This window comes from Cupriavidus laharis (assembly GCF_914271435.1).
GTDB lineage: Bacteria > Pseudomonadota > Gammaproteobacteria > Burkholderiales > Burkholderiaceae > Cupriavidus > Cupriavidus laharis.
Genome location: NZ_CAJZAI010000001.1, coordinates 779,476 through 791,755, shown reverse-complemented (window position 1 = coordinate 791,755; position 12,280 = coordinate 779,476). Strand labels below are relative to the sequence as shown.

At 62.9% G+C, this 12,280-nt stretch carries 10 protein-coding genes and 6 tRNA genes; 7 read left to right on the top strand and 9 right to left on the bottom strand.

All coding sequences use genetic code 11. The features are described from left to right. Nucleotides 1-104 precede the first annotated feature (104 nt). Nucleotides 105-380, bottom strand: a complete 276-nt coding sequence (locus tag LDO29_RS03670; RefSeq protein WP_224078412.1) for a hypothetical protein — start codon at nucleotides 378-380, stop codon at nucleotides 105-107. 434 nt (nucleotides 381-814) lie between these two features. Between LDO29_RS03670 and trxA the strand changes: the two genes are divergently transcribed. The 6 genes from trxA (at nucleotide 815) to LDO29_RS03640 (ending at nucleotide 7,400) form a co-directional block, all read left to right on the top strand. Then, on the top strand, nucleotides 815-1,141 hold the full coding sequence (gene trxA / locus LDO29_RS03665) for a thioredoxin TrxA (protein WP_010814265.1): 327 nt from the start codon (nucleotides 815-817) through the stop codon (nucleotides 1,139-1,141). A gap of 184 nt (nucleotides 1,142-1,325) precedes the next feature. Then, entirely contained in the window at nucleotides 1,326-2,588 is a 1,263-nt protein-coding gene (gene rho / locus LDO29_RS03660) for a transcription termination factor Rho (RefSeq protein ID WP_224078411.1), read from the top strand. A 112-nt stretch (nucleotides 2,589-2,700) separates the two neighbouring features. Next, nucleotides 2,701-3,558, top strand: a complete 858-nt coding sequence (locus LDO29_RS03655; protein WP_224078410.1) for a M90 family metallopeptidase — start codon at nucleotides 2,701-2,703, stop codon at nucleotides 3,556-3,558. Between the two features lie 173 nt (nucleotides 3,559-3,731). Next, nucleotides 3,732-3,992 (top strand): type B 50S ribosomal protein L31, encoded by a 261-nt coding sequence (locus LDO29_RS03650; protein WP_012353195.1) that lies wholly within the window; start codon nucleotides 3,732-3,734, stop codon nucleotides 3,990-3,992. A 182-nt stretch (nucleotides 3,993-4,174) separates the two neighbouring features. Beyond that, on the top strand, nucleotides 4,175-5,956 hold the full coding sequence (locus LDO29_RS03645) for an ArnT family glycosyltransferase (RefSeq protein WP_224078409.1): 1,782 nt from the start codon (nucleotides 4,175-4,177) through the stop codon (nucleotides 5,954-5,956). 91 nt (nucleotides 5,957-6,047) lie between these two features. After that, nucleotides 6,048-7,400, top strand: coding sequence for an MATE family efflux transporter (locus LDO29_RS03640; protein WP_224078408.1), 1,353 nt, complete (start codon nucleotides 6,048-6,050; stop codon nucleotides 7,398-7,400). Nucleotides 7,401-7,519: 119 nt separating this feature from the next. Here LDO29_RS03640 and LDO29_RS03635 read toward each other — a convergent pair. The 7 genes from LDO29_RS03635 to gltX all read right to left on the bottom strand — a co-directional run bounded on the left by LDO29_RS03635 (nucleotide 7,520) and on the right by gltX (nucleotide 10,150). Next, nucleotides 7,520-7,596, bottom strand: a tRNA-Asp gene (locus LDO29_RS03635). A gap of 67 nt (nucleotides 7,597-7,663) precedes the next feature. Further along, nucleotides 7,664-7,739, bottom strand: a tRNA-Glu gene (locus LDO29_RS03630). Between the two features lie 108 nt (nucleotides 7,740-7,847). Beyond that, nucleotides 7,848-7,923, bottom strand: a tRNA-Ala gene (locus LDO29_RS03625). 188 nt (nucleotides 7,924-8,111) lie between these two features. Beyond that, nucleotides 8,112-8,188, bottom strand: a tRNA-Asp gene (locus tag LDO29_RS03620). Between the two features lie 67 nt (nucleotides 8,189-8,255). Beyond that, nucleotides 8,256-8,331 (bottom strand) — tRNA-Glu (locus tag LDO29_RS03615). 63 nt (nucleotides 8,332-8,394) lie between these two features. Further along, a tRNA-Ala gene (locus tag LDO29_RS03610) sits at nucleotides 8,395-8,470 on the bottom strand. A 273-nt stretch (nucleotides 8,471-8,743) separates the two neighbouring features. Next, nucleotides 8,744-10,150 (bottom strand): glutamate--tRNA ligase, encoded by a 1,407-nt coding sequence (gltX, locus tag LDO29_RS03605; protein WP_224078407.1) that lies wholly within the window; start codon nucleotides 10,148-10,150, stop codon nucleotides 8,744-8,746. Between the two features lie 267 nt (nucleotides 10,151-10,417). Here gltX and LDO29_RS03600 point away from each other — a divergent pair, with 267 nt between their 5' ends. Continuing rightward, nucleotides 10,418-11,353 carry a patatin-like phospholipase family protein gene (locus tag LDO29_RS03600; RefSeq protein ID WP_224078406.1) on the top strand — a complete coding sequence of 312 codons (936 nt, stop codon included), beginning with the start codon at nucleotides 10,418-10,420 and terminating at the stop codon, nucleotides 11,351-11,353. A 67-nt stretch (nucleotides 11,354-11,420) separates the two neighbouring features. Here the strand turns inward: LDO29_RS03600 and LDO29_RS03595 are convergent, their stop codons facing one another. Further along, nucleotides 11,421-12,107 (bottom strand): C40 family peptidase, encoded by a 687-nt coding sequence (locus tag LDO29_RS03595; RefSeq protein WP_224078405.1) that lies wholly within the window; start codon nucleotides 12,105-12,107, stop codon nucleotides 11,421-11,423. Between the last annotated feature and the right edge of the window lie 173 nt (nucleotides 12,108-12,280).

Genomic DNA, 12,280 nt, shown 5'->3' with positions numbered 1-12,280 from the left:
GCAATAACGGAAACAACGAGGGCTGACTGCCCGCTGCGGCATTTGCAAGCGGCGGACCATGGCGGAATCTGCGAATCGCGCGGCAGGCCCCGCGCCCGTCCCGCTCAGTGCGGGCCGCCCTCCAGCCGCGCGCGGATCTCGCGCGCGGTCTCGAGCAGGCCTTCGTAGCCCGAGCGCGCATGCTCGGGTAGGTCCGGGTCGCCCACCAGCGTGCCGAGGGTCTCGATAATGCTGTACACCAGCCCCTTGGCCGCGCCGCTGGCAATGCTGTTGGTCTCGACCGCGCTGCTGATGTGATCCAGCGCGTCGCTCAGGTGTTCCACATCCGGAGACGCCGGCTCGGCGTCGGGCTGTGTGGGCTTGCGGGAATCGGGAGTCATGTCGATGGCCTTGTCGATGGCGCATGGCGCGCAGGAAGTGCTGCCCTTCTATTCTACGCGTCCGGCGGGCGCATCAGGCACACGTCCGGGCAAATCCGGGCAGCGTGCTGGCGCCCAAAAAGTGCCGCTTGTCCCACATGACCGATTGTCGGAATCTCTTGACCCCATTGAAACAACCATTCATGTGAACCGGAAATCCAAGGCAGAATATATACACTGCCGGCGATTATCCGGACCGCTAACGGGGCCTTTTGGGAACCGTCTTGAAAATCCGCAAACTGGTAACATATCGACGAAACCGGGGCGCGACAGCGGCCGCCGCGGCGAATCCCCGCCAGGCGCCGTCAGGCGAATCCGGGGATTCTCGTGTAAGGTAGCGGTTCGGCCATTCCCAGCCATTGACATAAACTGAGCGAAACCAGAGGTTTTCCGCCATGAGTGAACAAATCAAGTATGTGAGCGACGCCTCGTTCGACGCCGACGTCCTCCAGTCCGACAAGCCTGTCCTGCTCGACTTCTGGGCCGAATGGTGCGGCCCCTGCAAGATGATCGCCCCGATCCTGGACGAAGTGGCCAAGGACTACGGCGACAAGCTGCAGATCGCCAAGATCAACGTCGATGAGAACCAGCAAGTGCCGGCCAAGTTCGGCATCCGCGGTATCCCGACGCTGATCCTGTTCAAGAACGGTGCGGTCGCGGCCCAGAAGGTCGGCGCGCTGTCCAAGTCGCAGCTCACGGCGTTCCTCGACGGCAACCTGTAAGCGCTTGCCTGCCGGAGCCCTGGCATGGGCTCCGGGTTTCCCACGATCCGATGTGCGTGCGCCACGCCCTGGCGCGCCGGTCGGATTGTGCTAAGATGCCACCAACAACTTCCCCGAGCGTTCGCTCATTTCTTCCCCCTTCCCTCTAGGTCTCGCCCGTCCGGGCCTTCTGTACCCCTTGTCTATGCACCTGACAGAACTCAAATCGCTTCACGTGTCTGCGCTTCTCGAAATGGCGGCAACGCTCGAGATCGACAACGCACAGCGGATGCGCAAACAGGAACTGATGTTTGCGATCCTCAAGAAGCGCGCCAAGATGGGCGAAACCATCTACGGAGACGGCACGCTGGAAGTTCTGCCCGACGGTTTCGGTTTCCTGCGCTCGCCGGAAACCTCGTACCTGGCCAGCACGGATGACATCTACATCAGCCCGTCGCAGATCCGCCGCTTCAACCTGCATACCGGTGATTCGATCGAAGGCGAAGTGCGCACGCCCAAGGACGGCGAGCGTTACTTTGCGCTGGTCAAGGTGGACAAGGTCAACGGGCAGCCGCCCGAAGCGGTCAAGAACCGCATCATGTTCGAGAACCTGACGCCGCTGCACCCGAACCGGCCACTCCAGCTCGAACGCGACATCAAGGCCGAAGAGAACATCACCGGCCGCATCATCGACATGATCGCGCCGATCGGGCGCGGCCAGCGCGCGCTGCTGGTGGCATCGCCGAAGTCCGGCAAGACCGTGATGCTGCAGCATATTGCGCACGCCATCGCAAACAATCATCCGGAAGCAGACCTGTTCGTGCTGCTGATCGACGAGCGCCCGGAAGAAGTGACCGAAATGCAGCGCTCGGTGCGCGGCGAAGTGGTGGCCTCCACGTTCGACGAACCGGCCATCCGCCACGTGCAGGTCGCCGAAATGGTGATCGAGAAAGCCAAGCGCCTGGTCGAACTGAAGCGCGACGTGGTGATCCTGCTGGACTCGATCACCCGCCTGGCGCGCGCCTACAACACCGTGGTACCCGCTTCGGGCAAGGTCCTGACCGGTGGTGTGGACGCCAACGCGCTGCAGCGCCCGAAGCGCTTCTTCGGCGCCGCGCGCAACCTGGAAGAAGGCGGTTCGCTGACCATCATCGCCACCGCGCTGATCGAGACCGGCAGCCGCATGGATGACGTGATCTACGAAGAGTTCAAGGGCACCGGCAACATGGAAGTGCACCTGGAACGCCGCCTCGCAGAAAAGCGCGTCTATCCGTCGATCAACCTGAACAAGTCCAGCACGCGCCGCGAGGAACTGCTGATCAAGCCGGACATCCTCCAGAAGATCTGGATCCTGCGCAAGTTCATCTCCGACATGGACGAAGTCCAGGCCATGGAATTCATCCTGGACAAGATGAAGGCAACGAAGAACAACGCAGAGTTTTTCGATATGATGCGCAGAGGCGGCTAAGCCTCCGGCATCTTTGCCAAGCGAACAAAAGGCGTGCCGCGGCGCGCCTTTTTTGTTTTGTTGTTTTGTCGCATTGCCAGGGCCGGCCCCGGCTTTCAGCCCCCACCGCACCATGCTCGGCAAACTGACCCAATTCCTGCGCACCCGCTCGAAAGCCCGCAAGCTCGAGCACTACGCCATCCCCGATGCGCTGTGGGAGCGCACCGTGTCGGCACTGCCATTCGTGCAGCGCTACGCCGAGGACGACCTGCGCGCGCTGCGCGAACTGGCCACGCTTTTTATCGCCGAGAAGGAATACTCCACCGCGCATGAACTGCCGCTGACCGACGACATGGTCGTCACCGTCGCGGTGCAGGCTTGCGTGCCCATCCTGCGGCTTGGCATCGAGTGGTATCGCGGCTGGCACGGCATCGTGCTGTACCCGGGCGAATTCATCATCCGGCGTACAGTGCAGGATGAGATCGGCCTAGTGCATGGCATCGTCGAGGAAGCCAGCGGCGAAGCGTGGGAACACGGCCCGGTCATCCTGTCCTGGCCCGATGTCGATACGCCGGGCGGCGGTCTCGACACCGGGCACGATGTGCCCGCCGACACATATAACGTGGTGATCCACGAATTTGCCCACAAGCTGGACATGCTCGACGGCGAACCGGACGGCGTGCCACCGTTTTCCCGGCAATTGCACCCTGACGTCGACGCCGAAGCCTGGGCCGAAACCTTCCTGACCGAGTACGACCGCTTTGCCGAAACCTGGGACCAGCATCCCGTGAAAGCCTGGGAGCATCCCGAGCGGCTGCCGCCGGCCCTGCGCCTGATCGACCCGTATGGCTGCGAGGCGCCGAGCGAGTTCTTCGCAGTGACGGCTGAAGCATTTTTCGTGGAACCGGCGGGCCTGAAACGTCACTGGCCAGTGATCTATCAATGCCTGGCAACGTTCTTCCGGCAGGATCCCGCCGGCGCGTCGGCTTAGGGCTCCGAGTCCGGCACGCACCGGTTCGCCGCAAATTGCGGTCGTGTTTCCCAAGCCATTGTTTTTCTGCCATAATTCCAGTTTGCCCGTAATCGGCAAGTGGTTCGTTCACCGCCGCGGTATTGTGCCGGCAGCGCGCAACGGACTGGCTACCCAACCAGAAAGGAATCACCATGAAAGAAGGCATCCACCCGAATTACCGCGAAGTCGTGTTCCAGGACATGTCGAGCGACTTCAGCTTCATCACCCGTTCGACCATCCAGACCAAGGACACGATCGTGAAGGACGGCAAGGAATACCCGCTGGCCAAGATCGAAGTCTCGTCGGAATCGCACCCGTTCTACACCGGCACCCAGAAGATCATGGACACCGCCGGCCGCGTCGAGAAGTTCCGCCAGAAGTTCGGCAACAAGCTGGGCAAGGCTGCGAAGTAATCGCTCCGGCGAACACCCGTTTGCGTGGCGCCAGCGGACAGATGTTCCGGTGCCATGCAGACCCGCAAAGAGGCAGCAGCGGCTGCCTCTTTGTATTTGTGCCCTCCATACCGTTCCGGCCCTGGCGCCGCCACTCGCTTGCAGCAGCCTTGCCCGTCCCGCGCTGCTGACCCCATCCGCCGATGCGTGAAGCCAAGACTTCCCCCGTTCAGTTGACCGCCTCCGCAACGGGCGCGCTGCCGCGTGCCCTGCTGCTCGCGATCTGCATCATCTACGGGCTGACCGGCCTGTTCAACCGCGACCCATGGAAGAATGAGGACGCGGCCGGCTTCGGCGTGATGTGGCAGTTGGCCACGGGTGGTCCGCATGACTGGCTGATGCCCAACATCGCCGGGCGCCCTTTCACCGAAGACGGCCCGCTGGTCTTCTGGATCGGTGCGGCCATGATCCGCCTGTTCGGCGGCTGGCTCGGCGCGCCCGATGCATCGCGCCTGGCCACGGCGCTGTGCTTCTTCGGCACCTGCGCCTTCATCTGGTACACGACCTACCTGCTCGGGCGCCGCGACGAGGTCCAGCCGTTCGCCTATGCCTTCGGCGGCCAGCCCAGCGCGCGCGACTATGGCCGCACGCTGGCAGACGGCGCCCTGCTCGTTTTCCTGGCCTGCGTGGGGCTGGCCATCCGGGGCCATGAAACGACCGCACAAGTCGGCCAGGTTGCCCTGATCGCCATGATTCTGTATGGACTGGTGCGCAGCCTGGACAAGCCTGTGCACGGCAGCCTGGTGTTCGGGCTTGGCCTGGGCGCGCTGACACTCGCCAGCGGACCGATCCTGCCGCTGGCGCTGCTGGCTGCCGCCGCTGTCTGCGCTGTCGTCTGCGCCCCGCTTCCGTGGCGGCGGCTGGCGGCTATCGGCCTGCCGCTGGCACTGCTGATCGTGGCGGCATGGCTGGCCACCGCCTATTTCGGCACGGCGGACCGCACCGAAGCCGTGACCTTCATCCGCGAGTGGGCCCGCTATGACCGGCGCAGCTATGGCGCGCCGAATATGCAGACGTTCGGCTTCAACATGCGTAACCTGTTCCTGTATGCGTGGCCGGTCTGGCCCATCGCAGGCTGGGCCTGGATTGCCTGGGCCGGCATGCGCCGCGCCCCGCATGTGGCGCTGCCGCTCGCGCTGCTGCTGCCGACGCTGGTACTGCTGTTCCTGCAGACCAACGCCGGGGACGTGCAATTCATCCTGCTGCTGCCGCCCATGGCGATCCTCGGCGCGTTTGCGCTGCCCACGCTCGCACGTGGCGTGATCAACGCGATCGACTGGTTCGCCCTGCTGTTCTTCACCATTTTCGGTGGGACGGTGTGGTTTCTCTGGATCGCCAAGACCACGGGCTGGCCACCGCGCATCGCCCGCAACGTCTTCCGGCAACTGCCCGGCTTCCAGCATCACTTCACGCTTTCCGCCGTCATCTTCGCGCTGCTGGTGACGGTGGCCTGGGTGCTGATCGTACGCTGGCGGCTGTCGCGGGCACCCAAGCAGATCTGGCGCCCGGTGGTGATCTCCGCCGCCGGCACCACACTGATGTGGGTCATGGCCATGACGCTGTGGCTGCCGTCGATCAATTACGGCAAGACCTACCGCGACGTAGTCGAGGCTGCCGCCATGGCGCTGCCGCCCGCGTACCAGTGCGTACAGCCGATCCGCATGGGCAATGCCCAGCTCGCGTCATTCGCCTACTTTGGCCATTTCCGCTTCGGCGGCCCCGACGATGGCTGCGACATCCTGCTGCGGCACGACAGCGCCGACTACGGCGAGCCCAGCAAGATCTCCCATTTCGAATGGCGGCTGATCTGGGAAGGCCGCCGGCCCGCCGACCGTGACGAGCGTTTCCGCATGTATCGCCTGGTCGATACATCGCGCGCCACGCACGCACGGCCGGAACTGCCGCGGCGCCGCCTGCCCCAGTAGCCCTGAACCCTCTTGCCGGCGGCATGGCTGGCGGCTGCGCCGCCGCCGCCGGCTGAACTCCTGCGCATTCATGCGCTTGTGCGAATCCGGCATGAACCTGCTTCACGACCTGCGGCGTATCGCCCATCTTGCCGCGCCGGTACTGGTCGGCCAGCTCGCGGTCATCGCGTTCGGCGTCATGGATACGGTCATGGCCGGGCGCGCCTCCGCAAGCGACCTGGCTGCGGTTGGTCTCGGCGGCTCAATCTATGTGACCGTCTATATCAGCCTGATGGGCGTGCTGCAGGCACTCGCACCGATCGCCGGCCAACTCTACGGCGCAGGCCGCAGCGAACAGATCGGCAGCGAGGTCAGGCAAGCCGCCTGGCTCGGGCTGGCACTGTCTGTTCCCGGCGTGCTGCTGCTCGCATTCCCGGAGCCGCTGCTCGCCTTTGCCAAGGCGCCCCCTGAACTGGTCGGCAAGGCCAGCCAGTATCTGCATATTGGCGCATTCGGCCTGCCCGCGGCCCTTGGTTTCCGCATCTATTCGGCGCTCAACAACGCGCTGTCGCGCCCGGTCATGGTGACGGTACTGCAAATCGTTGGCCTGGCCCTGAAGGTGCCGCTCAACGCGTGGTTCATCAACGGCGGACTTGGCATACCCGCCATGGGCGGCCCTGGTTGCGCGCTGGCTTCGACGCTGATCAGCTGGGGCTGGTGCGTTGCCGGGCTCCTGATCCTTCGCCATAGCGCGGTCTATCGGCCCTTGAAGATCTTCTCGGCCTGGAGCTGGCCGGTACCGGCCCAGCTACGGGCACTACTGCGCCTGGGCGTACCGATGGGGTTGACCTACCTGATCGAGATCACCTCTTTCACGCTCATGTCGATCTTCATCACGCGCATGGGTACCGTCACCCTTGCCGGCCACCAGATCATTGCCAATCTCGGTGCCGTGGCCTATATGCTGCCGCTCTCGCTGGCAATCGCCACGTCGACACTCGTGGCGCAGTCGATCGGCGCACGTGACATGGCCGGCGCGAGCCGCCTTGCGTGGCGCGGCATCTGCCTGGCGGCGTCTCTCGCCATGCTGACCGGCTGCATGCTGTGGCTGCTGCGCGAGCCCTTGCTGCATGCCTACACCAGAGACGCCGCGGTCGTGGCCACCGCGCTGCCACTGGTACTGTTCATCGCCTTTTACCAGGCCTTTGACGCCATCCAGGTCATGACAGCCTTTATCCTGCGCGCCTACAAGATTGCGCTGATTCCGACACTGATCTACGCCGGCTCACTATGGGGCATCGGTATTGGCGGGGGCTATGTGCTGGGATTCGGCCTGATTGATACCCTGCCTGCATTTACGCGTGGCGCCGCGGGTTTCTGGATCGCCAACAGCGTGAGCCTGGGCGTTGCCGGTTTCCTGCTGGTGCGCTACTTCATGCGCATCAGCACGGTGGAACAGCATTGATGCGCATGCGTCTATCCTGGGTCGAACCTGCATCGGGATAGATGCAACGAAGCAGTATTTGCATTTGAGCCAAAGCAAAAGAAAAAACCCACATGGGATTAACCATGTGGGTTTAGTTTTGGCGGAGTGGACGGGACTCGAACCCGCGACCCCCGGCGTGACAGGCCGGTATTCTAACCGACTGAACTACCACTCCTTAGTCGGCTGCCGCCCCGAGCTTCGCTCGATGCAGCAATTCAGGCGTTTGATTACGCCCGATGTTATGGCGTCCCCTAGGGGATTCGAACCCCTGTACTCACCGTGAAAGGGTGATGTCCTAGGCCTCTAGACGAAGGGGACAGAAACTTGTCTTTCAACACGTTCCGTCTCGCGTTGAGAAGTCGGTCATTCTAACTGACTTTTCTTCGCTTGGGAAGCATCTTTTTAACTACGATGCATCCTGAATTCTGGTGGAGCTAAGCGGGATCGAACCGCTGACCTCTTGCATGCCATGCAAGCGCTCTCCCAGCTGAGCTATAGCCCCGTATGCGGTATTTACTACGATACTACTTATTCGCTGTTTCATTATTACCTCAACGCCTCAGCGAATGAAAGAATTATATACAGCCTTGATATAAACCGCAACAGTTATTTTCTGCCTCGGCGATTATCAGATAATCCTCTCACTTATAAGAAAAAACCCACATGGGATTAACCATGTGGGTTTAGTTTTGGCGGAGTGGACGGGACTCGAACCCGCGACCCCCGGCGTGACAGGCCGGTATTCTAACCGACTGAACTACCACTCCTTAGTCGGCTGCCGCTCCGAGCTTCGCTCGACGCAGCAATTCAGGCATTTGATTACGCCCGATGTTATGGCGTCCCCTAGGGGATTCGAACCCCTGTACTCACCGTGAAAGGGTGATGTCCTAGGCCTCTAGACGAAGGGGACAGAAACTTGTCTTTCAACATGTTCCGTCTGGAAACATCCAAACTGCGGATGATTCCGGCATCTTGGTGGAGCTAAGCGGGATCGAACCGCTGACCTCTTGCATGCCATGCAAGCGCTCTCCCAGCTGAGCTATAGCCCCATGGTACTGCCATTTATTACTGCTTGCTTATTCGCCCCCACCGGATATTTCACCGTTTCAAGCGAAGCAGAGATTATATATCAACCTCGATTTTTTGCAAGCCCCCAATCTGTTTTCCTCTAGCTCTGCTTCCGCAGATTTTGGCCTCACGGCCGCGAGATTCTTTCCAGATCGCCCGCTTGGTCTTGCTTACTGACCGCGCTGCAGGGAGAACGAGATTATGGCGAAGTCCTGGCCGGAGCGCAAGCCCCCGCCAGGACTTTTCGCAGCTTTTTATGCGCTCAGGCCAGCGGCAAGGCGGCGCAGTACGGTCTCGCGGCCGAACAGCTCCAACACGGCGTCAATGCTGGGCGTCTGGAGCTGGCCGGCTACCAGCAGGCGTACGGGCATGGCGAGCTTGGGCATCTTCAACCCGAACTCCGCCAACACCGCCTTGAACGTGGCGCTGATGGCTTCCCGCTTCCATTCGGGCAGCGCGCCGAGCTGGGTCGCCAGCGCCTTCAGCGCCGGCTGGATTTCAGGCGTCAGGTGCTCGGTCTTGAGTGCCGCATCCGCCTGCGGCTCGCCGCGGTAGAAAAGCAGCGCTGCCTGCGCGACTTCCTTGAGCGTGTTGGCCCGGTCCTTGACCAGGGCGATCACTCCGACCAGATCCGCACCCTCCACCTTGCCGCCGAGCGCCTCGATGAACGGACGCGTCAGTTCGGCCAGGCGCGCGTTGTCGCCCACCTTGATGTAGTGGTTGTTCAGCCAGGCGAGCTTTTCGGGGTTGTACTGCGCCGGGGACTTGCCCAGGTGCTCGAGGTCGAACCACTCGACGAACTGCTCGCGGCTGAAGATTTCCGCGTCGCCGTGCGCCCAGCCCAGACGGGCCAGGTAGTTCAGCACGGCTTCGGGCAGATAGCCCTCGTCGCGATAGCCGGTCACGCTCATGGCGCCATGGCGCTTGCTCATCTTCTCGCCGCTCTCGTTGAGCACTGTCGGCAGGTGCGCATAGACCGGAGGCGTGCCGCCAAGCGCGCGGATGATGTTGATCTGCCGCGGCGTATTGTTGACATGATCGTCGCCACGGATCACGTGCGTGATCTTCATGTCGAGGTCGTCGACCACCACGCAGAAGTTGTAGGTCGGCGTGCCGTCGGGCCGCGCGATGACGAGGTCATCCAGCTCTTCGTTCGAGATCTCGATGCGGCCCTTGACCGCGTCTTCCCACACCACGCTACCGTCGAGCGGATTGCGGAAACGCAGCACCGGCTTCACGCCGGCCGGCGGCTCCGGCAGGACCTTGCCCGGCTCCGGGCGCCAGAAGCCGTTGTAGCGGGGCTTCTCGCCGCGCTCGCGCTGGGCTTCACGCAGGGCGTCCAGCTCTTCCGTGCTCATGTAGCACGGATAGGCCAGCCCATTGTCGACCATCTGGGCCAGCACCTCGCGGTAGCGGTCCATGCGTTGCATCTGGTAGAACGGGCCCTCGTCGATATCCAGGCCCAGCCACGCCATGCCTTCGAGGATCACGTCGACGGCTTCCTGCGAGGAACGCTCGACATCGGTGTCTTCGATGCGCAGCACGAAGTCGCCCTTCATGCGACGGGCAAATGCCCACGGATAAAGCGCGGAGCGGATATTGCCGAGATGGATGAAGCCGGTCGGGCTCGGCGCGAAGCGGGTGCGGACGCGTTGGGTCATGGTGGTCGGGGACAAACAAAAAAGCCCGCGCGGACGCGCGCAGGCTGGAATATGCTGGTGCTGCATTATAGCAAGCGAAGCCGGCGGCCTTGCCGACCGGCAATCGCCCTCCGGGCCTGCGTGGTCACCTCCCCGAATGGAATCATTTATGCTTCGCGGAGTCACAGGAACGGTCGTCACAAAAACAATTTGTCACTGCGCCGGTCAAGTCACATTTCAGGTTCCGCCCGCCGCTGCTCACCCACTGGCATCCCGATTCATCGATTCATGCAACGACGTCATTTCCTCGGCGCCTCCGCAGCCACCCTGCTTTCCGCCTGCTCGTTCGGCCCGCGTCCTTCCGTACCGACCCAGCCGGCAAACCCTGTAGCCTCGCAACCGGCAACGCGCCCGGTCAAGATCGGCCTGGCACTGGGCGGCGGCGCCGCGCGCGGCTTCGCCCATATCGGCGTGATCAAGGCGCTCGAAGCCCAGGGTATCCACCCTGACCTGGTTACCGGCACCAGCGCCGGCGCGGTGGTCGCAGCGCTCTATGCCACCGGCATGAGCGGCTTCGAACTCAACAAGCTCGCGCTGACGATGGATGAGGCCGCCATCGCCGACTGGGCCCTGCCCTTCGGCAGCCGTTTTGGCGGGTGGCTCAAGGGCGAGGCCCTGCAGAACTATGTGAACCGCCTGGTTTCCAACCGTCCGATCGAGGCCATGAAGCTGCCGCTGGGCATCGTGGCCACCGACCTGAAGACCGGCGAGCGCATCCTGTTCCGCCGCGGCAATACGGGACAGGCCGTGCGGGCCTCCAGCAGCGTGCCAGGAGTCTTCCAGCCGGTCTCCATCCAGGGGCGGGACTATGTGGACGGCGGGCTGGTCGAGCCGGTGCCCGTGGATTCGGCACGCAGCATGGGTGCGGACTTCGTCATTGCCGTCAATATCTCGGCGGACCCATCCAGCCAGAAGAATGGCGGCCAGAGCGGCGTGCTCCTGCAGACGACGGCGATCATGGGCCAGTCGATCAACAGAATGGCGCTGGCCCGCGCGGACGTGGTGATCCGCCCCGAGCTGCCCGACATGGGCGGCAGCGACTTCAATGCACGCAACCGCGCTGTACTGGCCGGAGAACAAGCCACTGCCGCGATGATGGCCACCTTGCGCCAGCGGCTGGAGCAAGCCCGCTTGCAGCCGGCCGGCACCGTGGCGGCGCAATAGCCAGGATGCCCCGGCAAACAAAAAGGACTGCCCGGGGCAGTCCTTTTTGTTGCCTGGCAGGCGTGTCTCAGCCGCCGTACAGCGTGCGCGTACTGGCGTTCGGGTCGAATCGCTTGAGCGTCTCGACCATGTTCCCGAGGCTGTCGCCACGGTTCGAAGCCGGGCTGTCCTCAATGCGGCGGGCGCCGTTGTAGCGCGTCACCCAATAGGCGGCACGCATGTCATCAACACGGATCTTGCTGCCCGTGGACGGGGCGTGCACGAACTTGTTGTCGCCGATATAGATGCCAACGTGCGAGAAGGTCTGGCGCATGGTGTTGAAGAACACCAGATCGCCCGGGCGCAGGTCATTGACGGCCACCGTGGTGCCGACCTGGCTGATCTCGACGGAACGGCGCGGCAGCATGAAGCCGAAGGTGTCATGGAACACGTAGCGGACGAAGCCGCTGCAGTCCAGGCCGGATTCCGGGCTGTTGCCGCCAAAGCGGTAACGCACGCCAATCAGGCCAAGCGCATTCATGACCAGGTCGCCAGCCTTGCTGGCAACGTTGCTGGTGGAATTCACGACCGACGACAGCAAGCCGCGCTTGCCTTCCGCATGCGTGTCCGCACCCAGCTGGGCCGAAGCATCGACGCGGGCATCGGAATCCTTGAAAACCGTATCCGCCAGCACTCCATTCGACACAGTCGCACCGCAGGCAATGGCAATCCCGGCGGCGACGCGTGCCAGGGAATGAAGTACCGATCGCTGCATTGGTTCTCCTGATGAATCGTTCGAATCATCCCCATCACGCCGTATGAATACCGCGGCGCGGATGGTGATGCCTGAATCATTGCGGGGACGACCGTACGCAAGATACGCGCCAGTCATACGGGCACAAAAGCCGTGCAGGACCCGTCCCAAAGCGGACGAGCAACCACCCCGAA